At 60.5% G+C, this 23,028-nt stretch carries 26 protein-coding genes; 11 read left to right on the top strand and 15 right to left on the bottom strand.

The window, feature by feature from the left end:
- Positions 1 to 51 precede the first annotated feature (51 nt).
- From creB to ALTER154_RS19620, 3 genes are all read left to right on the top strand, one after another.
- A complete protein-coding gene (creB, locus tag ALTER154_RS19630) occupies positions 52 to 738 on the top strand; it encodes a two-component system response regulator CreB (RefSeq protein WP_160089584.1) in 687 nt (228 codons plus the stop codon).
- Positions 738 to 2,171, top strand: coding sequence for a two-component system sensor histidine kinase CreC (creC, locus tag ALTER154_RS19625; protein ID WP_160089582.1), 1,434 nt, complete (start codon positions 738 to 740; stop codon positions 2,169 to 2,171). Before creB ends, creC begins: the two co-directional genes overlap by 1 nt.
- 145 nt (positions 2,172 to 2,316) lie before the next feature.
- A complete protein-coding gene (locus tag ALTER154_RS19620) occupies positions 2,317 to 2,754 on the top strand; it encodes a CBS domain-containing protein (protein ID WP_160089580.1) in 438 nt (145 codons plus the stop codon).
- Positions 2,755 to 2,765: 11 nt separating this feature from the next.
- On the opposite strand, the gene ALTER154_RS19615 is transcribed toward ALTER154_RS19620, so the two are convergent.
- Entirely contained in the window at positions 2,766 to 3,275 is a 510-nt protein-coding gene (locus ALTER154_RS19615; RefSeq protein WP_160089578.1) for a DinB family protein, read from the bottom strand.
- A gap of 126 nt (positions 3,276 to 3,401) precedes the next feature.
- Between ALTER154_RS19615 and ALTER154_RS19610 the strand changes: the two genes are divergently transcribed.
- Positions 3,402 to 3,554: a DUF3096 domain-containing protein gene (locus ALTER154_RS19610; RefSeq protein WP_178126351.1), complete on the top strand. Its 153-nt coding sequence runs from the start codon at positions 3,402 to 3,404 to the stop codon at positions 3,552 to 3,554.
- A gap of 38 nt (positions 3,555 to 3,592) precedes the next feature.
- Here ALTER154_RS19610 and ALTER154_RS19605 read toward each other — a convergent pair whose 3' ends face one another.
- The 4 genes from ALTER154_RS19605 to ALTER154_RS19590 form a co-directional block, all read right to left on the bottom strand.
- On the bottom strand, positions 3,593 to 3,934 hold the full coding sequence (locus ALTER154_RS19605; protein ID WP_160089574.1) for a DUF2834 domain-containing protein: 342 nt from the start codon (positions 3,932 to 3,934) through the stop codon (positions 3,593 to 3,595).
- 43 nt (positions 3,935 to 3,977) lie between these two features.
- On the bottom strand, positions 3,978 to 4,814 hold the full coding sequence (locus ALTER154_RS19600) for an alpha/beta fold hydrolase (protein WP_160089572.1): 837 nt from the start codon (positions 4,812 to 4,814) through the stop codon (positions 3,978 to 3,980).
- Positions 4,815 to 4,885: 71 nt separating this feature from the next.
- On the bottom strand, positions 4,886 to 5,356 hold the full coding sequence (locus ALTER154_RS19595) for an OsmC family protein (RefSeq protein WP_160089570.1): 471 nt from the start codon (positions 5,354 to 5,356) through the stop codon (positions 4,886 to 4,888).
- Between the two features lie 86 nt (positions 5,357 to 5,442).
- Positions 5,443 to 5,883, bottom strand: a complete 441-nt coding sequence (locus ALTER154_RS19590; RefSeq protein ID WP_160089568.1) for a DUF2628 domain-containing protein — start codon at positions 5,881 to 5,883, stop codon at positions 5,443 to 5,445.
- Between the two features lie 175 nt (positions 5,884 to 6,058).
- Here ALTER154_RS19590 and creD point away from each other — a divergent pair, with 175 nt between their 5' ends.
- From creD to ALTER154_RS19560, 6 genes are all read left to right on the top strand, one after another.
- Entirely contained in the window at positions 6,059 to 7,417 is a 1,359-nt protein-coding gene (gene creD / locus ALTER154_RS19585) for a cell envelope integrity protein CreD (protein WP_160089566.1), read from the top strand.
- Positions 7,418 to 7,471: 54 nt separating this feature from the next.
- Positions 7,472 to 7,777, top strand: coding sequence for a hypothetical protein (locus ALTER154_RS19580; protein WP_256665665.1), 306 nt, complete (start codon positions 7,472 to 7,474; stop codon positions 7,775 to 7,777).
- A complete protein-coding gene (locus ALTER154_RS19575) occupies positions 7,774 to 7,929 on the top strand; it encodes a hypothetical protein (protein ID WP_160089564.1) in 156 nt (51 codons plus the stop codon). Before ALTER154_RS19580 ends, ALTER154_RS19575 begins: the two co-directional genes overlap by 4 nt.
- Before the next feature lie 250 nt (positions 7,930 to 8,179).
- On the top strand, positions 8,180 to 8,440 hold the full coding sequence (locus tag ALTER154_RS19570; protein ID WP_160089562.1) for a DUF4212 domain-containing protein: 261 nt from the start codon (positions 8,180 to 8,182) through the stop codon (positions 8,438 to 8,440).
- A 3-nt stretch (positions 8,441 to 8,443) separates the two neighbouring features.
- The gene (locus tag ALTER154_RS19565) at positions 8,444 to 10,213 is read left to right on the top strand and encodes a sodium:solute symporter family protein (protein WP_160089560.1); all 1,770 of its coding nucleotides are present in this window, start codon (positions 8,444 to 8,446) and stop codon (positions 10,211 to 10,213) included.
- 84 nt (positions 10,214 to 10,297) lie between these two features.
- Positions 10,298 to 10,804, top strand: coding sequence for a hypothetical protein (locus tag ALTER154_RS19560; RefSeq protein ID WP_160089558.1), 507 nt, complete (start codon positions 10,298 to 10,300; stop codon positions 10,802 to 10,804).
- Positions 10,805 to 10,865: 61 nt separating this feature from the next.
- On the opposite strand, the gene ALTER154_RS19555 is transcribed toward ALTER154_RS19560, so the two are convergent.
- From ALTER154_RS19555 to ALTER154_RS19535, 5 genes are all read right to left on the bottom strand, one after another.
- The gene (locus ALTER154_RS19555; protein ID WP_160089556.1) at positions 10,866 to 11,048 is read right to left on the bottom strand and encodes a hypothetical protein; all 183 of its coding nucleotides are present in this window, start codon (positions 11,046 to 11,048) and stop codon (positions 10,866 to 10,868) included.
- Positions 11,045 to 12,175 carry a PepSY domain-containing protein gene (locus tag ALTER154_RS19550; protein ID WP_160089554.1) on the bottom strand — a complete coding sequence of 377 codons (1,131 nt, stop codon included), beginning with the start codon at positions 12,173 to 12,175 and terminating at the stop codon, positions 11,045 to 11,047. The genes ALTER154_RS19555 and ALTER154_RS19550 overlap by 4 nt, the downstream gene beginning before the upstream one ends.
- A gap of 60 nt (positions 12,176 to 12,235) precedes the next feature.
- On the bottom strand, positions 12,236 to 14,635 hold the full coding sequence (locus tag ALTER154_RS19545; RefSeq protein ID WP_160089552.1) for a TonB-dependent receptor: 2,400 nt from the start codon (positions 14,633 to 14,635) through the stop codon (positions 12,236 to 12,238).
- 128 nt (positions 14,636 to 14,763) lie between these two features.
- Positions 14,764 to 15,717 (bottom strand): FecR domain-containing protein, encoded by a 954-nt coding sequence (locus tag ALTER154_RS19540; RefSeq protein ID WP_160089550.1) that lies wholly within the window; start codon positions 15,715 to 15,717, stop codon positions 14,764 to 14,766.
- Positions 15,714 to 16,232, bottom strand: a complete 519-nt coding sequence (locus tag ALTER154_RS19535) for an RNA polymerase sigma factor (RefSeq protein WP_178126350.1) — start codon at positions 16,230 to 16,232, stop codon at positions 15,714 to 15,716. Before ALTER154_RS19535 ends, ALTER154_RS19540 begins: the two co-directional genes overlap by 4 nt.
- 207 nt (positions 16,233 to 16,439) lie before the next feature.
- Here ALTER154_RS19535 and yegQ point away from each other — a divergent pair, with 207 nt between their 5' ends.
- Positions 16,440 to 17,756 (top strand): tRNA 5-hydroxyuridine modification protein YegQ, encoded by a 1,317-nt coding sequence (gene yegQ, locus ALTER154_RS19530; protein ID WP_160089546.1) that lies wholly within the window; start codon positions 16,440 to 16,442, stop codon positions 17,754 to 17,756.
- A 9-nt stretch (positions 17,757 to 17,765) separates the two neighbouring features.
- Here yegQ and ALTER154_RS19525 read toward each other — a convergent pair whose 3' ends face one another.
- The 5 genes from ALTER154_RS19525 to ALTER154_RS21410 all read right to left on the bottom strand — a co-directional run bounded on the left by ALTER154_RS19525 (position 17,766) and on the right by ALTER154_RS21410 (position 22,974).
- Positions 17,766 to 18,470 (bottom strand): PolC-type DNA polymerase III, encoded by a 705-nt coding sequence (locus ALTER154_RS19525; RefSeq protein WP_160089544.1) that lies wholly within the window; start codon positions 18,468 to 18,470, stop codon positions 17,766 to 17,768.
- Positions 18,467 to 20,398 (bottom strand): putative nucleotidyltransferase substrate binding domain-containing protein, encoded by a 1,932-nt coding sequence (locus tag ALTER154_RS19520; RefSeq protein WP_160089542.1) that lies wholly within the window; start codon positions 20,396 to 20,398, stop codon positions 18,467 to 18,469. Before ALTER154_RS19520 ends, ALTER154_RS19525 begins: the two co-directional genes overlap by 4 nt.
- Positions 20,399 to 20,552: 154 nt before the next feature.
- On the bottom strand, positions 20,553 to 20,957 hold the full coding sequence (locus ALTER154_RS19515) for a phosphate ABC transporter substrate-binding protein (RefSeq protein ID WP_160089540.1): 405 nt from the start codon (positions 20,955 to 20,957) through the stop codon (positions 20,553 to 20,555).
- Positions 20,958 to 20,968: 11 nt separating this feature from the next.
- Positions 20,969 to 22,150, bottom strand: a complete 1,182-nt coding sequence (locus tag ALTER154_RS19510; protein WP_160089538.1) for a porin — start codon at positions 22,148 to 22,150, stop codon at positions 20,969 to 20,971.
- A 23-nt stretch (positions 22,151 to 22,173) separates the two neighbouring features.
- Positions 22,174 to 22,974 (bottom strand): methyl-accepting chemotaxis protein, encoded by an 801-nt coding sequence (locus ALTER154_RS21410; protein ID WP_372239968.1) that lies wholly within the window; start codon positions 22,972 to 22,974, stop codon positions 22,174 to 22,176.
- Positions 22,975 to 23,028: the final 54 nt, after the last annotated feature.

Raw genomic sequence — 23,028 nt, 5'->3', positions numbered from 1 at the left:
ATCGGCTGGCTGCCCCAGGCTCCTCGCCGAGTTGCCACGAGCAGGACGCCCATGCCGCATATTCTGATTGTCGAAGACGAAGCTGCGATCGCCGACACCTTGATCTTCGCCCTGCAAAGCGAAGGCTTCACCACCACCTGGCTGAGCCTGGCCGAGCAGGCCCTGGCTGAACAGCAGCGCAGTCCGGCGGACTTGCTGATTCTCGATGTCGGCCTGCCGGATATCAGCGGATTTGAGGCCTGCAAACGCCTGCGGCGGTTTTCCGAGGTGCCGGTGATTTTTCTCACCGCGCGCAGCGAGGAAATCGATCGTGTGGTCGGTCTGGAAATCGGTGCCGACGATTACGTGGTCAAACCCTTTAGCCCCCGGGAAGTCACCGCGCGGGTCAAGGCTATCCTCAAACGCATAGCGCCGCGTGAAGCACCTGCCACTAGCCCGGCCAGCGCTCCGTTCCAGCTGGATATCGAGCGGGTGCAGATCCACTATCACGGCCAGTTGCTGAGCCTGACCCGCCACGAATTCCGTTTGTTGCAAAGCCTGCTGGCGCAACCCGAGCGGGTGTTCTCCCGCGAGCAGTTGCTTGATGGCCTGGGCGTGGCCGCCGATGTCGGCTACGAGCGCACCATCGACAGCCATATCAAAAGCCTGCGCGCCAAGCTGCGCCAGGTGGTCGCTGAAGCTGAGCCGATCCAGACCCATCGCGGCCTGGGCTACAGCTACTCGCCGAGGCACGCCTGATGCCGTTGGGGATACGCATCTTTCTGGTGTACTTCCTGTTTGTCGGGCTGGCGGGCTGGTTTGTGCTGAGCACGGTGATGGACGAAATCCGCCCCGGCGTGCGCCAGAGCACTGAAGAAACCCTGGTCGATACCGCCAACCTGCTGGCCGAGATTTTGCGTGATGAGGTCAAGGCCGGTCGACTGCAACAAAGCCGCCTGCCCGCCTTGTTGCAAGCCTATGGTCAGCGCCAGCCACAGGCGCAAATCTGGGGCGTGGAGAAAACTCAGGTCAACCACCGCATCTATGTCACCGACGCCAAGGGCATTGTGTTGCTCGACTCCACGGGCGCGGCGGTGGGCCAGGATTATTCGCGCTGGAACGATGTACTGCGCACCCTGCGCGGCGAGTACGGCGCGCGCTCGACCAAGGAAGATCCGAACGATCCCGACTCTTCGGTGATGTACGTTGCTGCGCCGATCATGGACGGCGCGCAGATTATCGGCGTGGTCTCGGTGGCCAAGCCCAATCGCACGCTGCAGCCCTATATCGAACGCTCCGAGCAGCGTCTGGCCTGGCTCGGCGGCGGGCTGATCGTGCTCGGTCTGCTGATCGGCGCGCTGCTGTCCTGGTGGCTCAGTGGCGCTTTGCGCAAGCTGACCCGCTACGCCCAGGCGGTAAGCGCCGGGCAACGTGCCGAACTGCCCAGCGTGCGCGGCGGTGAGCTGGCGCAACTGGCCGAAGCCATCGAGCGCATGCGTACCGAGCTGGAAGGCAAGGCCTATGTCGAACGCTACGTGCACACCCTGACCCACGAGCTGAAAAGCCCCCTGGCAGCGATTCGTGGCGCGGCGGAGTTGCTCGATGGTGAGATGCCTGCGCCACAGCGACAGCGCTTTGTCGCCAATATCGAGCAGGAAAGCGCACGCATGCAGCAGCTGATCGAGCGCCTGCTGCATCTGGCTCAGGTCGAACAGCGCCAGGGTCTGGAAGAGCAGGTGGCGGTGCCGCTGCAAGCGCTGGTCGACTCCCTGCTACAGGCGCAGATGGCGCGCATTGAAGCGGCCTGCCTGCAGATTGAAAACCATATCGGCGCTGATTTAAACGCGCGTGGTGAAGCCTTTCTACTGCGTCAGGCGCTGGCTAATTTGCTGGATAACGCGCTGGACTTCACCCCGGCAGGCGGGGTGATCCGCTTTAGCGCAGAGGCCCGTGCCGGGCAGATCGAGCTGCACCTGTTCAACCAGGGCGAGGCAATTCCCGACTATGCTTTGGCGCGCCTCAGTGAGCGGTTCTATTCCCTGCCGCGCCCCGCCAGCGGGCGCAAGAGCACCGGTTTGGGGCTCAACTTTGTCGAGGAAGTGATGCAGCTGCATGGCGGTGCGTTGCACATCGGTAATGTCGAGGGCGGTGTTGAGGTGCGGGTGCGTCTGCCGTTGTTTCCTGGCAACTGAGGCGCGGCTTGGCACCGACCTTGCTGGTTTGCAATGGTTGCGCTGAGCCCACACAGGTGCTCTGATCAGGTCATCGCGTTGGCCAGCAATCACCGGCCAGCGAACTATCCTCAATGCTAATAAGAAACAGAGCAGGAGCCGCTGCATGAAAACAGTTGCCGAGATTCTTCGCGCCAAGCCCCAGGCCGCCGTGTACAGCGTTACGCCCAGTACTTCAGTGCTGGATGCAATCAAGCTGATGGCCGAGAAAGGCATTGGCGCATTGGTGGTGCTGGATGACAAAGGCCGCCTGGCTGGCATCGTCAGTGAACGTGACTATGCGCGCAAAGTAGCGCTGCTGGAACGCTCCGCATTCGGTGCGATGATCAGCGAAATTATGACAGCAGATGTCATAACCGTCGGTCTGCGCGACACCTCACAGCATTGTATGCAGCTGATGACCGACCGCCATTTGCGCCACTTACCTGTGCTGGCGGAAGGTGAATTGATCGGCCTGTTGTCGATCGGCGACCTGGTCAAACACACCATTGCCGAACAGGCGAGCCTTATCCAGCAGCTGGAACAGTACATTCGCGGCGAATAGCACTTGCCGCGTTAGCTCACTGCGCGACGCTGCGGCTGATCCTCATGCAGAAAGCGCGTGTAGATATCCCGCGGCGGCGCCAGTTGCAGCTGCGCCATGATTCGGCCGACCGCGCCACGGTGGTAGCCGCCGTGGGTGACGATATGCGCGAGCATCTCCTCGCGGCTCATGCAGCCGGTATCGCCATCAACAAACGTGAAACTCAGGCGTTCGGCCAACTGTTCGGCGCTCAGTCCCGCGACATAGTCTAAATACCAGCCATCTGTCTCCTGCACTGCCTGCTGCAATGCTGCCAGCGTGGGCGTCTCGGCTGTGTTGGTGGCGCTGTAGCTATGGTGGATGCCTTGCAGGTTGGCGACAAATATTCGCTCGACCACATAGATGTGATTGAGGATGCGCAGGGCGGCGTGCAGCTCGCTTTGCTTGGTGAGCGGGTCAAGTCGCTGCAGCTCAGCAAAGAGTTCCTGGTTGGCCCAGGCCTTGTACTGCAGCAGTGAGGTTAACAAGCTGGCGTTGCTCATAAAGGGCCTTCAATACGCGGTTGTTTAACTGAGTGCTGGGCGGGTCACGGCCCTGTGGGTGGATAGTGCTGTGCGCTTTGGTTGTGGCGCGCATACTGGCCCTTCAATAACCCTCAGGTGACGATTATGACCCTTGCCCTTACTCCACTGATTTCGCTGATTGCCGGCGTTCTGATTCTGGTAATGCCGCGCCTGCTGAACTACATCGTGGCGATTTATCTGATCGTGATTGGCCTGGTTGGCATCTTCGGTACTGGCAATTTCAATCTGAACTTCTAAGCGTTTGGCAGCCCGGTTCTTCGGGCTGCTCCGTCCAGTCAAGCTGTAGTCGAGGCGCTATCCTGTGGCGCTTTGCTCGCTGTATCGAGCGCTTTGAGCACCAGATACAGCAACGGTCCGACTGAGACAAACAGCGCAGTCAGGGCAAAGAATGGCAGTAGGTAGGCCAGCGACTTGCCCCGTTGGTGGCCGTCGCGGTACATCCAGATGCAGGCCAGCGCCGCGAGGATATACAAGTCAATCACCACTTGGGCGGTGTCAGGGCTGGACATCAACTGAATGCCAAATTGCAGCAGCGATTGTTCCGCGTGCAGCATCACGTAGAAGGTGTAGGCGCTGAAGGCCAGCAGGGTGAGCAGCGGCAGTGCGAGCTTTTTCATGGTGCCATCCTTGGGTTGTTATAAATCGAGGGAGTTTGCGCTATCAGCCTGGCGCGTGCGTTGCTGAACTGTTCCGCTGCACCGTCGCCATTGAGGCTTGAGCGTTCTCCAGCAAGCAGCCGTAGTGCGCTTGTTCGGCGCAGCGGATCACCGCATTGGCATTGCGCAGATGCTCCTGCAGGTAAATGGACATGGCAATGGGCGCCCAGTTATCGGCGTCGCCATGCCACAGGTTGACCGTCGCCGTGACGTTATCCAGCTCTGCAGCCCAGGGCTCGACGTAGAGGTTTACGTCACGCTGATAGCTGCTAGTGCCATGTTTGAAACACGCGCGCTGAATATCTGCCAGCCAGGCCTGGGTGTCGGCTTGATGCAGTAATTCGGCGTCTTTGCCGCCAGCGCCGTTGAACAGCAACTTCAGCAGCAGGCGCGGGCTGACTTTCGCCAGCAGCGCCTGATACCAGGCAAAGGCCCGAAAAAGCCTTGGATAGTGCTGCGCCCACAGGAAGGTATAACGGCCTGCGCCCATGCCGACGCTATTGCTGGGAATTTCCAGAGGTGCGGCGGCCGATAGCAGATAGACCTCAGTTACTTGCTCACCCAGCAGTGCGGCGACACGCAACGCCAGGCAGGCACCGATGGAAAAACCGAGCAGGCGAATCGGCTGGCCAGCGGCGCGATCACTGATCTGTTGCGCCAGTTGTTGCAGATAAGCCGCGCTGCCGAGTTCGCCGGGCAGATTGCGCTCCACCACCAGCAGCTTGATGCCGTGCGCCAAGGCAGCCTGATGCAGCATCGCCGCCTCAACCGCTGCGCCCGGCACGCCATGGAAGTAGAACAGTGGCTGTCCATCGGGGCAGCCGTATGCAGTTTGGTTCACGCCCTATCTCCCGCTAGCCGCTGTTACGTTAATCCGCATCGTGTTCAGTCATCGATACGGGCTGTTGGTTGTCACTCAATAAAACATGGCTCGCAGCGCACCTCAGATTTCACCGAGTTGGCAATAAAGCACTCTTCATGGGCTTGGTGGTGCATCTGCTCAATCTGTTCGCGGCTGGGTAGGCGCTCACCAGAGAAGCTGACCGCAGGACGCAGAGTCACCTGGGCGATAAACAGCTTGCCTGCAGCATTCGCCTGCATCAGCCCACTGGCATTATCACGGTAGTCATCGACGCAGAAGCGGCGCTTGGCGGCGATGGAGAGGAACCAGAGCATATGGCAGCTGGCCAGCGAAGCGACGAAGGCTTCCTCGGGATCGACGGCGCTTGCATCCGACATCGGCAGCGGAACTACATGCGGTGAGGACGAACCGGCGACCTCCAAACCGCCATCAAAACGCAGCAGATGCTTGCGGCTGTAGCGGTTACCAAGAAAGTCCTGCTCACCGCGTTGCCAGATCACCTCAGCGACATACTCCGCCACGTTTATTCTCCTTATGCAGTTAGGTAGCAGACCGTTGAAGGCGCAGTCGGTAGCAATGCAGGTGGTTTTCAGCAGGCGCTGGGCACTTACCACCAACCGTTATCGTGCAGCAGCATCTTCTTGTAGTAATCGATATTGGCACGCGTGGCGAATACCGCGCTGATACCGTAGCCCAGCGCGTTGGCGACTTTGCTGTAGCCGAGATAGTCCAGGCCGATGCCGAGGATGATCACTACCGCTGCGCAGACGACGAACAGCGCCAAACCCTTTTTCCACATGCCCTTGATGGCGTAGTAGATCGGCCCGAAGAAGAACGCCAGAAAGTTGAAGCTGAAAGCCTTGCGCCGCTCCTCGGCGGGCAGCTGCTTGAACCTGGGCATCTTGATGCCGCCGGCATGGTGGATCGCGCTAAAGCGCTGCTTCCATTTATCCGAGATGGGTAGGGCTGCAATCTGCTCGTCGGACACCAGGGATTCTGCGTCGGCGACGCTGGTTTGCGGGGTAGCGTAGGGGTTGTGCTGGGTCATGGCCTGTCATCCTTAAGTGGCGTTCAGCGGCACGCTACGCATTTCCCGGATGACTGTCTATTGGCCTGCTGGGTGTCTGCTCCGCATCTCCACACACTCTCCATCTGCCCTCCATAAAGCCACCATTTGCGCCACCCAGACTCTGCCTACCTAAACCGTATCGGAGAGTTGCACCATGAGCCGCATTCTGGGTTTCAAGCTGGGCGCCATTGCCCTACTGATTTTGTTATTGCTGATCCCGCTGTCGATGATTGGCGGGCTGGTGAGCGAGCGGCAGTATCAACGTGCCGAGGTGCTGCAGGACATCGCGCGCAGTTCCAGCTACCGCCAGCAGCTGACTGGGCCGATTCTGGTAATGCCTTACACCAAGGTGTGGAACCAGTGGAAAACCCACGCCAAGACCGGCGAGCGTTACCTGGAAGAGCAGAAGAGCCGTGGCCGGTTGTACTTCCTGCCAGAGCGCTTTGTGCTCAATGGCCAGGTAAGCACCGAGGAGCGTGCACGCGGCATCTATAAAGCGCTGCTGTACCGCAGCGATAACCAGATCAGTGGCGCCTTCAAGCTGCCGGCACGCCTGGGGCTGGGTGATGAGCTGGGTCTGTACCAGTTCGACCGGCCGTTCCTCTCCGTCGGCATCAGCGATGTCCGGGGCATCAGCAATGACTTGCAGCTGCGCTTCAATGGCATGAGCCTGAGCTTTGCCCCTGGCAGCGCTGAAGAGCGCTTCGGTGCAGGTGTGCATGCGCCGCTGCCGCTGCTGGATACCCAGGGCGGGCAAGTGCTGGAGTTCGCCTTCAACCTCAAACTGCAGGGTACCGAGCAACTGAGCATCACCCCTGTGGGGCGTGACAGCCGGGTTGAGCTGACCTCCGGCTGGCCGCACCCGAGCTTTGTCGGGGAATACCTGCCGAGCAGCCGTGAGGTTTCGGCCGCCGGATTCAAAGCGCACTGGCAGACCAGTTTCTTCGCCACCAACCTGGAAGAAGCATTGGCTGATTGTGTGCAAGGCGACAGCTGCAATGCGCTGACTGCGCGCAACTTCGGTGTGAGCTTTGTCGACCCGGTGGACCAGTACCTGAAGACCGAGCGGGCGATCAAATATGCGCTGCTGTTTATCGGCCTGACCTTTGCCGTGTTCTTCCTCTTCGAAGTGCTCAAACGCATGGCCGTACACCCGGTGCAATACGCCTTGGTGGGCATGTCACTGGCGCTGTTTTATCTGCTGCTGCTGTCGCTGTCCGAGCACCTGAGTTTTGCCCTGGCCTACGGCATTGCCGCGACCGCCTGCGTGTTGCTGATTGGTTTTTACGTCAGTTACGTACTGCACAGCGCCCTGCGCGGGGTGGGCTTTGGTGCGTTGCTGGCGCTGCTCTACGGCATGTTGTTTGGCCTGCTTGGGGCTGAGGACTACGCCTTGCTGATGGGCTCCGTGCTGGTGTTCGGTGTGCTCGCCGGGGTGATGGTGCTAACCCGCAAACTCGACTGGTATGGCGTCGGCCGCCTGCCATTGGCCAGCCCTGTCAGCGATCGCTAAACCCTTCGGCGCAGGTTCCGCTTGCGCCGCTTTTTACCTGCGTGGGAGTTGAACATGATGCGTTTATTGATGCAGTTCTCTGCTTGTTTCGCCCTGGGGTTGGCGGTGGCCTTTATAGTGCTGCTGGGCCTGATGTTCTGCGGTCAGTTTGACCTGATCAAAGGCCTGCAGTTGACCGGACAACCCCTGGCGCAATTGAGCCTGGCGCTATTGCCAGAAGCCTTTTGGAAGAGCCTGACTGGCTTGGCCAACGCCCCACAGAACCTTGAAGTGCAGTCCTTTCTCAGCCTGTGCACGGCGCTGGGCCAAGTGGGGCTGCTGCTGGCGTTTGGCTTCTTTCGTCTGTGGTATGTGCGATGAGCGGGCATATCGGGCTGCGCGAAGAGTCGCGCGCCGGGCATTTGCTGGCACAGCGTATTGCCCGGTTGTTTACCTACGCGGTGTGTCAGTCGCCTAAGCGTATGCCGAATGCGCCGGCTACGTTTGGCGCTAAGCCGGCGCGGCCTGAGTAACGGCGAGTGGAAGTTGGCCGGGCAGGGCTTAAACGGAGGCTGTTACAAGGACGCAATCGTGATGATGCTCGGTTCACGGGTTAGCGCCGACTTCGGTGCTTTTTTATGCGTGCTTAACGGCTTGTTATTACTGGATAAAAAACAGCACTCAAGGCGTTGTTAAGCAGCTAATACCAATGTCTATCTGTCGGCCCTAGTGGCCTGCTGCTAGCTTGAAGGTGCATGAGAATAACAATAACCGGAGGAGTTTATGACTTCTGATCAAGCTAACGCTGCAGCGTACTGGAAGGCGAATGTTCGGCTGATTACCTGGAGCCTGATTGTCTGGGCCCTGGTGTCTTACGGCTTCGCCATACTTCTTCGACCTATGCTGGCAGGTATTTCTGTCGGCGGTACCGACCTTGGCTTCTGGTTCGCCCAGCAAGGTTCGATCATCACCTTTATCGGGATCATTTTCTTCTACGCCTGGAAAATGAACAAACTCGATAAACAATTCGGTGTCGAGGAATAATCCATGAGCCAGTTTGTAATCAATATGCTGTTTGTGGGCGCGTCATTCGCGCTCTACTTCGGCATCGCTGTCTGGGCACGTGCCGGCTCGACCAAGGAATTCTACGTCGCCGGCGGTGGTGTTCACCCCGTTACCAACGGTATGGCAACTGCAGCTGACTGGATGTCTGCGGCTTCGTTTATTTCCATGGCCGGTCTGATCGCTGCCGGTGGTTATGCCAACTCAACCTTCCTGATGGGCTGGACCGGTGGCTATGTGCTGTTGGCCATGCTGCTGGCGCCGTACCTGCGCAAATTCGGCAAGTTCACTGTGCCGGACTTTATCGGTGATCGCTTCTACAGCAACGGTGCACGCCTGGCTGCAGTGGTCTGCCTGATCATCATCTGCGTCACCTACGTGATCGGTCAGATGGCCGGTGCGGGCGTGGCGTTCTCGCGCTTCCTCGAAGTGAGCAACTCCACCGGTATCTGGATCGCTGCTGGCGTGGTGTTCTGCTACGCGGTGTTCGGCGGGATGAAGGGCATTACCTACACCCAGGTTGCTCAGTACGTGGTACTGATCATCGCTTACACCATTCCGGCGGTATTCATCTCCCTGCAACTGACGGGCAATCCGATTCCGATGTTCGGCATGTTCAGCGAGCACACTGAGTCAGGCGTGCCGCTGCTGCAGAAGCTCAATGAAGTCGTCGCGGGTCTGGGCTTTACCGACTACACCGCCGATGTCACCAACAAGCTGAACATGGTGCTGTTCACCATGTCGCTGATGATTGGTACGGCCGGTCTGCCGCACGTAATCATTCGCTTCTTCACCGTGCCGAAAGTTGCCGACGCACGTTGGTCGGCTGGCTGGACCCTGATCTTTATCGCTCTGCTGTACCTCACTGCTCCGGCTGTGGCGTCCATGGCACGTTTGAACCTGATGACCACCATCTATCCGCAGGGTGTCGAGGCTCCAGCACTGGCGTACGAAGAGCGTCCTGAGTGGGTGAAGAACTGGGAAAAAACCGGTCTGATCACCTGGGAAGACAAGAACAGCGATGGTCGTGTTCAGCTGTATAACGATGCAGCTCCAGCCTTCACCCCGACCGCTGAAACCCGCGGCTGGAAAGGCAACGAGCTGACCGTGAACAACGACATTCTGGTATTGGCTAACCCGGAAATCGCCAACCTGCCGGGTTGGGTTATTGGTCTGATTGCAGCGGGTGCCATTGCCGCAGCGTTGTCGACGGCTGCCGGTCTGTTGCTGGCCATTTCCTCAGCCGTGAGTCATGACCTGATCAAGACGCTGATAAATCCGAAGATCAGCGAGAAGAACGAAATGCGCGCTGCGCGGATTTCCATGGCTATCGCCATCCTGTTGGCCACCTGGCTGGGGCTCAATCCGCCAGGCTTTGCGGCGCAGGTGGTGGCGCTGGCCTTCGGTATAGCCGCGGCTACGCTGTTCCCGGCGCTGATGATGGGCATCTTCTCCAAGCGGGTAAACGACAAGGGCGCGATTGCCGGCATGCTGGTAGGCCTGGTGTTCACCGTCGTTTATATCTTCCTGTACCTGGGTTGGTTCTTCATCCCTGGCACTGCGACCTTCGCCAACACCCCGGATAACTGGATGTTCGGCATCTCGCCGCTGTCCATCGGTACTGTGGGTGCTCTGATCAACTTCGCTGTCGCCTACGGCGTGTCGCTTGCGACCGTTGCGCCACCGAAGGAGATTCAGGAGCTGGTGGAAAGCGTACGTACTCCCAAAGGTGCTGGTGGCGCGTTGAGCCACTGAGCATAATCACCCCGGATCATGTCTGATCAGGGTCTTACTAGCGGGCCTCCTTAGGAGGCCCGTTTTATTTTCGGGAGTCAGTCAATGCTGTGGACAATACTTGCCATCGTGGTGTCGGGGTTGGGGGCGGCTGGTATTGCCATGCTGCTGCGCAAACTGACGCGCAACCGCTTGCCGAAGTGGATCATTCCGGCGTTTGGCGGTTTGGGCATGCTGAGCTACCAGATTTATTACGAGTACTCCTGGTTCGAGCACCAGCTGCAGCGTCAGCCAGCAGAGTCGGTGCTGGTAGCCAGCGAAAACGGCGAGGTGTTCTGGCGGCCCTGGACGTTTTACTGGCCGATGACCACGGCGTTCACCGTGCTCGACAGCAAAAGCGTGCAGCACCAGGAAACCGAGGGTGGCGTGATCAGCGCCTTTAACCTGTACCGTTTTGAAAAACAGCACATCGACCATGTCAGCCATCAGGCGCATCTGCTCAATTGCAGCACGGCAGAACTGCTGCCCTTGGACGCAGAGAAAAAGCCGCTGCTGGATCAGTTGAAGGTCGTCGCTAAAGAGGATGCGCTCTACCGGCAGGTCTGTCAGTAGCAGGTCGCAGCATCGTCAATTCTCCTCGCTAATCACCGGCTAGCCCTGGCCCCGTTCAGGGCTACGGGCGCCGGATTCCGCTGCGTTGCAGCAATGGCCAGCAACCAATCACGGCCGGCAGACCCAGGCCCAGCCAGGCCACGGCATCCCAGCCGCCATCGCCGAGCAGGGCACTGGTCAGGCCGATGGCGCTAAGCAGGCCGAGCAGCAGCGGCAGCGTGAAGGTCGATTGGCGCCAGTTCATGCTGGGGTCTCCGCACGCTCACGTTGTGTCGCCGGGGTTCGCCGGCGTACCCACCAGAGGTACAGGCCGCTGCCGAGCACGATGATGGTCAGTACATCCAGCACTGCCCAGAGCACTTTCATCGGCATGCCGCCGTAGTCGCCAAAGTGCAGCGGTTGCGACATCGACAGCGCATCCATGTACCAGGGCCGTTGGCCGATGGCGGTGACGTCCAGGCTGCGCGCATCAATCAACACCGGCGTCCACAGGTGGGCGGTGAGGTGCGTATTGCCCTTCATAAATACGCTGTAGTGGTGCTCGCTGGAGAAGCGCGTGCCGGGGAAGGCGATAAAGTCCGGCTGCATACCCGGCGTGGCCTGCGCAGCGATAGTCAGCACCTGATTGACTGGTGCACGCTCGGTTAACGGCGGCGCGTCGCGGTAAGGCGCGACCATCGCGGCAAGGGCTTCGGTACGCCAGGCGCTGATTAGCAGATCGGCGCAGGCGCTGATCACCCCGGTCACGCCCACCACCAGCGCCCAGGTCAGGGTGACGATGCCGATCAGGTTGTGCAGGTCGAGCCAGCGCGTGCGGGTGGATTTCTCATGGCGCACTTCGGCGAATTTCAGCCGGCGCATAAAGGGTGCGTAAAGCACCACGCCGGAGATGATCGCTACCACGAACAGCACGCCCATAAACGCCAGCAACAGCTTGCCCGGCAGGCCAGCGAACATGTCCACGTGCAGGCGCAGAATGACCATCAGGATGCCGCCGTTGGCTGCTGGCATCTCAACCGCCTCGCCGCTGCGCGCATCGAGCATAAAAGTGTGCGAGGAATTCGGCTCGGTGCCGGCTGTGGCGGCGGTAATCGCCACTACGCCGTTGGGTTCGTCGTCCTCGAAACCGAAATACTGCACCACTTCCCCCGGCCGATGACGTTCGGCCGCTTCGACCAGCTGTTGCAAGCTCAGGTGCAGCGCGTCCGCCGGCATCTCGCGTAGCTGCGGCGCTTCGCCGAGCAGGTGCTCCAGCTCGTGGTGAAAGATCAGCGGCAGGCCGGTCAGGGCCAGCATCAGCAGAAACAAGGTGCAGATCAGGCTGGTCCAGGTGTGCACCTGCGACCAGCGGCGGATGGTGGTGGCTTTCATCGGCATATCCAGAAATGCCTACGCCGCCCTATGTGGCGGCGCAGGGTTGCTGTGGGGCGATCAGAATTCCAATTGAGCGGAGAAGGTCAGGGTGCGCGGCGCGCCCAGGTAATGGCTGCTAAGCCAGTATTCCTTGTTCGCTAGGTTGCTGATGTTGGTGCGTAGGGTCAGGGTGTTGTCGCTGCTCAGCTGTGCGCGGTAACGCGCGCCGGCATCGAAGGTGGTGAAGGAGGGCAGGCTGTGCTGGTTGGCTTCGTCGCTGTACTGCTTGCCGGTGTAGTAAGTACCACCGGTCAGCGCCAAGCCCGGTACAGCGTTGATGTCGTACTCGGCATACAGCTTTGCCAGCTGGGAGGCAACGTCGGTGGGTTTCTGCCCTTCGCTGGCGGCGGCACCGGAGTCTTTCACCTGCGGATCAAGCAGGGTCACACCACCGACCAGGGTCAGTTCTGGCAGCACTTTGCCGGTGATACCAAACTCCAGACCGTTGTTCTCCTGGCGACCGTCCTGGACGAACACGCCGGCACCATTGGTGTAGGTGTTGGGCTTGTCGATATTGAACAGGGCCAGGGTCAGCAGGGTTTCGCCGACGGTGGCTTTTACGCCCACTTCATACTGCTCGCTGACCAGTGGGGCCATGGCCTGGCCGGCGTTGAGTGCGGTGCTCGGGGCGATGCCGCCGGCCTGCAGGCCTTCGATATAGCTGGCATAAGTAGTCAGCCACGGCACTGGCTTGTAAATCAGCGAGACATTGGGCGAGGTTTCCGACTCTTTATAGTCGCTGGTGGTTTCGCCATAGCCGAAGGCTTCGGCCCAGATGAAGTCGTTGCTGTAGGTCTTGATCGTGGTGTGAGTCAGGCCAAGGATGCTCGACCACTGCTCGTTGAGGGTGATCACGTCGCCGATCAGGAAATTGTCCGACTGGGTGCGCGAAGACAGGCGCTGGTCGCCGTTGCCGATCGAATAGCCGGGCTTGTCGACCTGTGGGGTCTGGTTGAAGGGTGTCGGGGTGCCGACGACGTCGATGTATTGCGGGCCGGGGTAGGGAATGTGGTCTTCGTAGTTGCGCACGCGCGCGACGTTGCCCTGATAACCGAGGGTGGTCTTGTGCTCGATAGCGCCCGTTGCAAAGGCGGCGTCGAGGAACAGGTAGCCGGAGGTTTCTTCGTTCTCTACCGGGGCAAACGCGTACAGCGGCTGGGTGTAGTTACCGGCGCTGTACACCGTAGGGCCGGTGTAGGTGTATTCCTCGGTGTACTTGCTGTAGGACAAGGCGCCGCGCAGGGTGAAGACATCGTCCAGACGCCAGTTGAAGCGGCTGCCGACACGGTCGTGCTCGCTGTCGGAGAAGGCCCACTTCTGGCTGTACAGCTTGTCGTTGTCGAGGTCCTTGGCGTCCGGGCGCAGGCTCTGATCACCGAAGTACCAGTAGCTGCTCAGTCCGCGTGTCTCGGTCTTCTTGTGCGAGGCATCGAACTGGATCTGCAAATCGTCGCTGACATTCCAGTCCAGTGCGACGCTGATCATTTCGCGGCGGCGCTTCTGCAGGTCGAGGGCGGTTTCGCCATCTTGGGTCAGCATGTTGACGCGGTAGGCAAAGACGCCGGCATCGTCGATCGGGCCGCCGAAGTCGCCGTGCAGGTAGTAGTTCTCGCCGCCGGCATTGCCCAGGGTCACGCTGTTATAGCGCTCATAGGTCGGGCGCTTGAGCACGTAGTTGACCAGGCCACCAGGGCTGGCCGGGCCGTAGAGAAAACCGCTGAGGCCAGTAAGGATTTCCAGCCGCTCCATCTCTTCGATGAAATTGCCGCCGTCATAACTGTTGCTGAAACGCAGGCCATCGTTGGCGATGCTCAAATTACCGGACCCGCTAAAACCGCGCATGCTCACCGCGCTGGCATATCCGGCGCTGACGGGTGAAGTGAACTGGGTGGCCGGACTGAGCTTGAACACGTCATCGCTGGACGTGGCCTGGATGTTCTGCAACAGCTCCTTGGACACCACGCTGACCGAGTAGGGTGCGTCCTGCAAACGCATACCGCCGAGAGCGCCGACATTCTGTGCGGTGTCGCTGCGGTAGCCAGACGCTGCGCTGCCTTCGTTGACGACTTGGCTGGTCACGGTGACATCCGGCAACGCCACGGCCGCTTGCGGCACGGGTGCCAAGTTGTAGCTGCCGGCGCTGTTCTGCTGCAATTGCAAACCACTGCCTTGCAGCGCCTGGTGCAGGGCTTCGAGGGCGTCGTAGTCACCTGCCACCGGGGTCGATTGTTTGCCTGCGGTCAGCGCGGGGTCGATGCTCAGGACGATGCCGGCCTGGCTGGCTATCTGCGTCAGGGTGCTGGCCAACGGTGCGGCCGGCAGTTGGTAGCTATCCGCCAGGGCGGGAGCGCAGACGCTGGCAAGGCTGATGGCAGCGGCCAGCAGGCCGGGGCGAAACAGGGGCATGGCGCGGGTCATTACGAAACTCTCCTAAGCGGGAATGTATCTCAATGACCTGTTGCCGAAGCAGAATGAAAAAGTGACAGGGCTCGTTAAAAATAATTTACCAACGCCCTGGTGTATCAACCGGCTGCGCAGCGCGACACCTACTGCGCAGCGGGTACGACCCGTGTCCACCAGTTGCCAAGGCGCTCAATACGCACGGGCAAACTCGGCGGCAGGGCAGCCAAGGCCTTGTCGCTGTCGTGCAACTGGAAGCTGCCGCTGATACGTAGATCGGCCAGGCTTGGGTCGAGGCCCAGGTAGCCGCTGCGGTATTCGCCCAGGGCGTCGAGCAAGTCGGCCAGGCGCAGGTTGTCGGCCACCAGCATGCCGTGGCTCCAAGCCGCAGCGCTGAGTGGTGCAGGCAGCACGCTGCCCAGGCGCTGGCGTTGCATCAGCACCTGTTCGCCGCTGTGGATAATCCGTTCGCTGCTGCCTTCGGCTGGGTGCGCCGCAACCGCCGACTGCAGCACGGTCAAGCGCGTGCTGGTGCCTTCACGGCGGACCAGAAAGCGCGTGCCGAGGGCGCGCAGGCTGCCGTGTTCAGTGAGCACCACAAAGGGTCGCGAATCACCGTGAGCGGTTTGCACCAGGATCTCACCGCTGTGCAGGCGCACTGCGCGCTGGCTGTCGCTGAATTCGATGTCCACGGCACTGGCGCTGTTCAGGCGCACCAGGCTGTGGTCGCTGAGCAGCAGCTCGCGCTGTTCGCCACGGCCGGTGTGTTCATCGGCCAGGTAATCGCCGAGCGGGCGTTGCTGCGCCAACAGGCCGAGCGCCAGGGCGCTGCTTAGCAGCAGGCCGAGCGCGGTGCCGCCCATACGCCGTAGAACTCTGCTGCGCGCACTGTGCAACAAGGCCTGACGCGCCGGCGCGGCGGCGGCCGAGGCTAGGCGGATATCCAGGCCATTGAGTTGCTGCCAGACCCGCGCATGGTCGGGATGCGCCGCCAACCATGCGGTGAACGCGTGCTGCTGTTCGGCGTTCACCATGCCGGAGTCTAGGCACAGTTGCCATTCGATGGCGGCATCCAGCACCTGCGCCGATACCGCGCTCATTGCGGTGCTCCGTACAGGGCGATGTAGCACTGACGCAGGCCCTGAGCCAGGTACTGGCGCACGCGGGATACGGAAACGCCGAGGCGCTCGGCGATTTCCGCGTGGCCCATGCCATCCAGGCGGTTATGCAGAAAGGCCGCGCGGGCATTGCTTGACAGCTCACCGAGCAAGCGATCTATTTCGCGCAGCGCGTCCAGGGCCAGCGCCTGTTCTTCGGCGCTGGGTTGCACGTCCTGCGGCTGTTGCCCGAGTTCTTCGAGGTAGGCACGTTCCAACGCGCTGCGGCGGAAGTGATCGATCAGCAGCCCTTTAGCGATGGTGGTCAGCAGCGCGCGCGGCTCGCGGGCCTGGTCCAGATCACTGCGGCCGAGCAGGCGGACAAAGGTGTCCTGGCTGAGGTCTTCGGCGCGTTCCGGGCTGTACAGGCTTTTGCGCAGCCAGCCGAGCAGCCAGTCACGGTGATCGCGATAGAACAGGCCGACAACTTGCTGGTGGGTGGAATCGCCGGCCGACACGCGGACCTCGCAATAGGAGATAGGAAACAAATCAAGAATTATTCGCATATGATGACAGCGCCGCCCCCTGCGCTGCAATCAGCCGTTGGGCTGCCGCGATGGGTGGTTGCGCTATGCCATGACACCGCAGTGACATAGATGCAGATCAATAGCCGCTGGCCGCTGCCGCGCTAGAGTGACCGGCCCTGTTGGCTGAGCGCTTTATCCATGGCACCGACTCCGCGTTACCCCGAGCTGCTCTCACCAGCCGGCACCCTGAAAAATATGCGTTACGCCTTTGCCTATGGCGCGGATGCGGTATACGCCGGGCAGCCGCGTTACAGCCTGCGGGTGCGCAATAACGAGTTCGACCACGCCAATCTGGAGGCGGGTATCCGCGAGGCGCATGCCCAGGGCAAGCAGTTCTATGTGGTGGTCAACATCGCGCCGCATAACGCCAAGCTAAAGACCTTCCTGCGCGATTTGCTGCCGGTGGTGCTGATGGGCCCGGATGCGCTGATCATGTCCGATCCCGGTTTGATCATGCTGGTGCGCGAACACTTCCCACAAATGCCGATTCACCTGTCGGTGCAGGCCAATGCGGTGAACTGGGCCAGCGTGAGGTTCTGGCAGCAGCAGGGCTTGAGCCGGGTGATTCTGTCGCGCGAGCTGTCGCTGGAGGAGGTCGCCGAGATCCGCAGTGAGGTGCCGGGCATGGAACTGGAGGTGTTTGTCCACGGTGCGCTGTGCATGGCTTATTCCGGACGCTGCCTGCTGTCGGGTTATATCAACAAGCGCGATCCCAACCAGGGTAGCTGCACCAATGCCTGTCGCTGGCAGTACCAGTCCACTCTGGCCGGCGAGAACGAACTGGGCGAGGTGGTGCAGATTGTCGAACCGACCTTAGGCGTGGGAGCGCCCACAGAGCAGCTTTTTCTGCTGGAAGATGCCAGCCGCCCCGGCGAGCAGATGGCCGCCTTTGAGGATGAGCACGGCACCTACATAATGAACTCCAAGGACCTACGCGCGGTGCAGCATGTCGAGCGCCTGGTGCAGATGGGCGTGCATTCGCTGAAGATCGAGGGCCGTACCAAATCCCACTATTACGTGGCGCGCACCGCTCAGGTGTACCGCAAGGCCATCGATGATGCGGTGGCCGGCAGGCCCTTCGATAAATCCCTGATGACGACCCTGGAGTCCCTGGCCCATCGCGGCTACACCGAGGGTTTTCTGCGCCGTCATGTGCACGATGAATATCAGAACTATGAGCGCGGCAGCTCGGTGTCCGAACAGCAGCAGTTTGTCGGTGAACTGACCGGCGAGCGGCGTGGCGAACTGGCCGAGGTGCGGATAAAAAACCGCTTTGCCGTTGGCGATGGCCTGGAGTTGATGACGCCCCAGGGTAATCTGCGCTTTACCCTTGAGCAGCTGGAAAACAGCAAGGGCCATGCTGTGGCAGTCGCGCCGGGCGACGGCCATGTGCTCTACCTGCCGGTGCCGCCTGAGGTGCAGCTGGAATATGGCCTGCTGATGCGCGATCTGTAGGCGCTGCTCTTACATCGAATGTGCGCGCTGGCGACGACGGCTGTTGAGTTGCTGCAGCAGTGCCGGCAGGTTGTCGAGGTGTTGCTGGCGCGCCTTGCTGAACAGAATCAGCGCCAGCTCTGCAGTCACCAGTGCGTCGGCGCTGGCGTGGTGACGTTGTTGTACCTGCAGGCCGAAATGCTGCGTCCAGTCGTCCAGGCCTGCGTGCGGCAGTTTTGCCTTGGGGCAGACCAGTGGAGCGATTTCCGCTACATCGAAGAAGGCATGCTGCAAGCGGTAGCCCAGGCTCTGCTTGAGCGCACGGGCCAGCATGCGCTGGTCGAACTCTGCATGAAAGGCCAGCAACGGACTGTCGCCGACAAACTCCATAAAGCTCAGCAGGGCTTCGGCGGGCTCCTCGCCATTGGCGATTTCGCTGGGTGCGATGCCATGGATCAGCGTGCTGGCGCTGGCCTGATGGCCTTCGCGGAGCAAGGTGCATTCGAATTGCTGACCAAGGTCGATGGCGCCCTGGTCGATTACCACCGCACCAATGGACAGGACTTGATCACGGCGCATATTCAGTCCGCTGGTTTCCAGGTCCAGCACCACTAGGCGCTGCTCGTTCAGCGGACCATCGTTGAGGTAGCAGGTCTCGGCCAGCGCCTGTCGGCGCGTGAGTTGTGCTTGCGTCAGGGCCGGTCGTTGCCCGGTAAACCAGGTGAACTTGCTCATAACTGATACCTCTGCGCCAGGCTGCTTTGCAGGCGCTGTGCCTGGCGGAACGATTCACGCAGGATGCGCCGGTCGAGGTGGTTTAGGTGATCGGGGTCGACGCGGTTGGAGTAGGGCAGGCCATCGCGTGCCTGCAGCTGATGCTGCTGCATCCGCGCCTGCTGAATGTAGTGGTAGGCCTCTTCATAGGCTGCGCCATCCTGGGCTTCGATCACCCCCTGCTGAATCAGCGCGCGCAGGCGCTCCAGAGTGTTACAGGCGTTCACGCCATGGGCCAGGGCCAACAGGCGTGCGCCATCAACAAAGGGCGTCAGGCCCTGCACTTTAAGGTCCAGGGTGTCCTTCTCAGCACCGCTGCGAGCGACCACAAAGTCACGGAACATGCCCACCGGCGGTCGCTGGCGCAGGGCGTTTTCCGCCAGCATGCGCTGAAACAGGCTATTGCCGGCCACCTGCTGCAGCAGTCCTTCGCGCAGGTGATCGCAACCCTCGGTTGCGCCCCACACGGCACGCAGGTCGAAATAGATACTCGAAGCCAGCAGGTTCTCCGGCGTGGCTTCCTGCACAAAACTGCTGAAGCGCCGTGACCACTCGTGGCGTGACAGGCACAGCTCTGGGTTGCTGGCCATGATGTTGCCCTTGCACAGGGTAAAGCCGCACTGCGCCAGGCGTTGGTTGATCTCCTGGGCCAGCGGCAGCAGGCGGCCGCGTATGGCCGCGGCTTCGGCTGCATCGGCGGCTTCGAAGAGGATGCCGTTGTCCTGATCGGTGTGCAGCGTCTGTTCGCTGCGGCCTTCGCTGCCGAATACCAGCCAGGTGAACGGTATGCCAGGGTCGCCCAGGTCTTCCAACGTCAGCTCGATTACCCGGCAGACAGTATGGTCGTTGAGCAGGGTGATCAGCTGGGTGATCTGCGTCGAGCTGGCGCCGTGGGCGAGCATACTGTCGACCAGTTGCCGCACATCGCTGCGCAGCGCTGCCAGGGTTTCCACCCGCCCGGCGTGGCGAATGGTGCGCGCCAGGTGCACCAGATCGACCCGCTGCAGGCTGAACAGATCCCGCTCGGAAATCACCCCGCACAGCTGGCCATGCTCAACCAGGCAGACGTGGGCGATATGCCGCTCCGTCATGGCCATCGCCGCATCGAAGGCGCTGGCATCAGGTGGCAGATCAAAGGGTGATTGCGTCATCAGGCAGTCGATGGGCTGCGCCAGATCGACACCGTCAGCCACCACGCGACGCAGGTCGCGCAGGGTAAAAATGCCCAGTGGTTTCAGTTTGGGATCAACGATCACAATGCTGCCGACCTGCTGCTCGTGCATCAGCTTGACCGCATCACGCAGCGGCATGTCCGGGCTGCAGCTGATCGGGGTGCGCATGGCCAGCTGGCCGAGGCGGGTGTCCAGCGAATACTGCGCGCCAAGGGTTTCCACCGCGCGCATCTGCACCTGCTGGTTGACCTGATCGAGCAGGCTGCTGACCCCGCGCAAGGCAAAGTCGCGCAACGGGTTGGACAATGAGAACAGCTTGATAAACGCCGGTTTGTTTAGCAGCAGGCAGAAGGTGTCTTCGGCGGCCAGGTGTTCGGTGCGGGTGGCGCGCTCGCCGATCAGCGCAGCCAGAGGGAAGCATTCACCGCTGGTAATCTCGAAGGTGGTTTCCGTGCCGCGCCGTGCCGAATGCGGGCGTTCGCCATGCACGCGGCCCTGTTTGACAATGTAGAAGTGCTCAACCGGGCCGTCGGTCGGCTTGATGATGGTTTCGCCTTCGCCATAGAAGCGCAGCTGACAGTTCTCCACCAGATACGCCAAGTGGGCGGCATCCATCTGATTGAACGGCGGAAATTTCTGCAGAAAGGCCATGGTGCCATGGATGTTCTGCAATACCGCCGTTTTGCCCGCTTGGGCGATTGCATCTGCGCTGCTCATGGGCGGCCTCACGGTTTTCTCTATGAGCATGATCGACTGGTGCTGTGGGGTAGGCCATTGGACGTAAGTCTAGGCGTTGGGCGGCCTGTGCAAGAGGCATAAAAAAGCCCTTGGATTTTTCAATCCAAGGGCTCTGATGACGATGCTGCAATGATTAAGGCAGGGTAAAGAGAACCTTCACACTGTCATTCACTGCGGCGGCATCTACATAGCCAATCGCATCCGCCTCAGCGGCCACCTTGGCGATGACATCAGCGTCGCCGCCAACGCTTGGTAGCGGTTGGCCCTTGCCGGTGAAAACGAGTCCAGACCAGTAAGATTTGAGCTGTGATTCACTCTTGTTGGTCACTGCACTGTAGAACTTGTCCTTGGTTGCAGACCAATCCTTGTGGTCAACGCCTTTCATGGATTTGTCTTTGCCCAGAAAGATGTTGCTGACGTCTGCCTGGCTTGGAGCCTTGGCCGCGCCCGGATTAACGATTACTGCGACTTCGGCCTGAGCCAGCGTGCTAACGCTGAGGCACACGGCGACGCAGAGCGTTTGAATGGAATGCTTCATCAATGCTCTCCTCAGAATACGAAGTCGACGCCGACGCTGATGATGTCACCGTCAAAGTTGCGGGCTGGGCTGCCAGCAACACCTGCAGGCACAGGGCCAACACCGGCAGCATTGATTGCGTTGTCAAAAGCTTCCTGCGGAGTACGGACAAACACGCCGTCATAGCCGCCGGAGGTGTCGACGCGTTTGTATTCGCTTTTCAGCACCATGTTGGGCATCAGGTTGTAGTTCAGGCCCAGAGTCCAGGAGTTCTGCCGACCAGCATCGTCGTCCAGTTGGGCGTAAGTCACGTGAGTGAGGAACTCGCCAAAGCGACGGCCGCCCATCAGGTAGAACGCATCAATGGTGCCGCTGTTGTCAGCTTCGATGCTACGCGAGGTCCACTCGTTGCTGGTCAGCCAGGTGCCGTTGTCGTACTGATAGCCAACGGAGGTGAACTTACCCTTCTGCTTATCAATGGTCTGGAAGCGTTGGTTGATCAGGGTGCCACCCAATGCAGCCGGGAGCCTTACGATGTCTTCGATCTCGGTGCTGATATCCGCTTCTACATACCCTACGCGCAGGGTACCGAAGTCATTGGTGGCCAGGCTGATATTGGCGCCAAAGACTTTCTCGTAGTCGATGTCATGCATCTCATCGAAGGCGAATATGTCACGGTTTTTAGCTTGGCCACCGGCGACTTGGAAGGCCAGTGAACCGAAGGACAGCGGCATGTTGTAGACCGCATCTACACCTTCGTAGTTGGACAGCTGCACCTGGCTGTACACCTCGTCAGGCAAGCGCAGCCACGGGTAGCTGAAGCCTACGTCGATGCTTTCCGAGTACATGTACACCGGGGTGCGCAGGCGGCCGACGCGCAGCATCAGGTTGTCAGTTGTCTGCCAGGACAGGTACAGCCACTCGATATTGGCCTGCCAGTCGTCCTGCGCCGGCTTGGCAGTCACTTGCGCAGTGATGCCCACGGTATCGGTCAGGCCGTACTGGATCTGGGCCCCGAATTTCGACAGCTGGTCGCCGCGCCAGGAGTCAGTGGTTTGGCCGGTGATGCCATAGCTACGGCCATCATCTTCGCCACCGAGGTGGGTGATGCCGACCGTACCAAAGGTATTGAAGCGGTGTTCGCCTTGCTCCAGCGCGAAAGCTGGAGCAGCGGCCAGGCAGATGGCCAAGGGAAGCAGACGAGCTTTAAACATGCAGTGATGCTCCTGTGTTCAGGTTAAACGCGGAATTGGGCAGTCGCCGCGCGCAGATGATCCCCTGTGCTGACCAACTGTTCGCCGAGACGAGCCGTTGCTTCTGCACCTTGAGCGGTTGCTTGTGCGTCCTGCTGCAACACTTGTGTATCTTGCTGGATGGAACTGGAAAGGCCGATTTGTTCCTGGGTGAACTGCGCGATACCAGCATTAAGCTGATTGATATGGCCGACGGCGCCGGCAATCGCTTCGAGTATCTGGGTGGCTTGCACGGAGCGCTCGATGCTCGCCTGAGCTTTTTCGCCATTGGCGGTCATCACGCTGAGTACACCATTGGCGCTGTTCTGCAGACGCAGGATGATGTTCTGGATTTCTGCGGTGGAGGCGGCGGTTTTCGAGGCCAGGTTGCGCACTTCATCGGCCACTACGGCAAAACCCCGGCCTTGCTCGCCCGCCCGCGCGGCCTCGATGGCGGCGTTGAGTGCCAGCAGGTTGGTTTGCTCAGCAATGCTGCGAATCACGGTCAGCACTGAGCCCACCTGCTGGGTTTCCTCTTCCAGCTGCTGCATGGCACTGACGGCACCCATTACGCTGCTGCCGAGGTCGCTGATGCTGCTCGACAGGCTGCCGATGTTTTTGCGCGCCTGGTCGGCCTGCTGCGAGGCCGCACCGGCTTCTTCGGAGGCCTGTTGTGAGCGGTGGGCAACCTCCTGAATGCTGTTAGTCATCGTCAGAATGTCACGGCTGATCGAGTCGGTGTGGCCTTGCTGCGAACGTGAGTTTTCCTTGGAGTCCTGAGTCAGCCGGTACAGTTCCTGGGACATGCCGGCCAGCGGGCTGGCGGCTTCGATGATCTGGCGGATGGTGCCTTGCAGCTT

This window comes from Pseudomonas sp. 9AZ (assembly GCF_902506525.1).
GTDB classification, from domain to species: Bacteria; Pseudomonadota; Gammaproteobacteria; order Pseudomonadales; family Pseudomonadaceae; genus Aquipseudomonas; species Aquipseudomonas peli.
The sequence above is the reverse complement of the archived record's forward strand: the minus strand, read 5'-3'. Positions and strand labels throughout refer to the sequence as shown.

Coding starts and splice junctions, on each gene's coding strand:
- creB (WP_160089584.1), top strand. CDS start 52: ATGCCGCATATTCTGATTGTCGAAGACGAAGCTGCGATCGCCGACACC.
- creC (WP_160089582.1), top strand. CDS start 738: ATGCCGTTGGGGATACGCATCTTTCTGGTGTACTTCCTGTTTGTCGGG.
- ALTER154_RS19620 (WP_160089580.1), top strand. CDS start 2,317: ATGAAAACAGTTGCCGAGATTCTTCGCGCCAAGCCCCAGGCCGCCGTG.
- ALTER154_RS19615 (WP_160089578.1), bottom strand. CDS start 3,275: ATGAGCAACGCCAGCTTGTTAACCTCACTGCTGCAGTACAAGGCCTGG.
- ALTER154_RS19610 (WP_178126351.1), top strand. CDS start 3,402: ATGACCCTTGCCCTTACTCCACTGATTTCGCTGATTGCCGGCGTTCTG.
- ALTER154_RS19605 (WP_160089574.1), bottom strand. CDS start 3,934: ATGAAAAAGCTCGCACTGCCGCTGCTCACCCTGCTGGCCTTCAGCGCC.
- ALTER154_RS19590 (WP_160089568.1), bottom strand. CDS start 5,883: ATGACCCAGCACAACCCCTACGCTACCCCGCAAACCAGCGTCGCCGAC.
- creD (WP_160089566.1), top strand. CDS start 6,059: ATGAGCCGCATTCTGGGTTTCAAGCTGGGCGCCATTGCCCTACTGATT.
- ALTER154_RS19580 (WP_256665665.1), top strand. CDS start 7,472: ATGATGCGTTTATTGATGCAGTTCTCTGCTTGTTTCGCCCTGGGGTTG.
- ALTER154_RS19575 (WP_160089564.1), top strand. CDS start 7,774: ATGAGCGGGCATATCGGGCTGCGCGAAGAGTCGCGCGCCGGGCATTTG.
- ALTER154_RS19570 (WP_160089562.1), top strand. CDS start 8,180: ATGACTTCTGATCAAGCTAACGCTGCAGCGTACTGGAAGGCGAATGTT.
- ALTER154_RS19565 (WP_160089560.1), top strand. CDS start 8,444: ATGAGCCAGTTTGTAATCAATATGCTGTTTGTGGGCGCGTCATTCGCG.
- ALTER154_RS19560 (WP_160089558.1), top strand. CDS start 10,298: ATGCTGTGGACAATACTTGCCATCGTGGTGTCGGGGTTGGGGGCGGCT.
- ALTER154_RS19555 (WP_160089556.1), bottom strand. CDS start 11,048: ATGAACTGGCGCCAATCGACCTTCACGCTGCCGCTGCTGCTCGGCCTG.
- ALTER154_RS19550 (WP_160089554.1), bottom strand. CDS start 12,175: ATGAAAGCCACCACCATCCGCCGCTGGTCGCAGGTGCACACCTGGACC.
- ALTER154_RS19545 (WP_160089552.1), bottom strand. CDS start 14,635: ATGACCCGCGCCATGCCCCTGTTTCGCCCCGGCCTGCTGGCCGCTGCC.
- ALTER154_RS19540 (WP_160089550.1), bottom strand. CDS start 15,717: ATGAGCGCGGTATCGGCGCAGGTGCTGGATGCCGCCATCGAATGGCAA.
- yegQ (WP_160089546.1), top strand. CDS start 16,440: ATGGCACCGACTCCGCGTTACCCCGAGCTGCTCTCACCAGCCGGCACC.
- ALTER154_RS19525 (WP_160089544.1), bottom strand. CDS start 18,470: ATGAGCAAGTTCACCTGGTTTACCGGGCAACGACCGGCCCTGACGCAA.
- ALTER154_RS19520 (WP_160089542.1), bottom strand. CDS start 20,398: ATGAGCAGCGCAGATGCAATCGCCCAAGCGGGCAAAACGGCGGTATTG.
- ALTER154_RS19515 (WP_160089540.1), bottom strand. CDS start 20,957: ATGAAGCATTCCATTCAAACGCTCTGCGTCGCCGTGTGCCTCAGCGTT.
- ALTER154_RS19510 (WP_160089538.1), bottom strand. CDS start 22,150: ATGTTTAAAGCTCGTCTGCTTCCCTTGGCCATCTGCCTGGCCGCTGCT.
- ALTER154_RS21410 (WP_372239968.1), bottom strand. CDS start 22,974: ATGTCCCAGGAACTGTACCGGCTGACTCAGGACTCCAAGGAAAACTCA.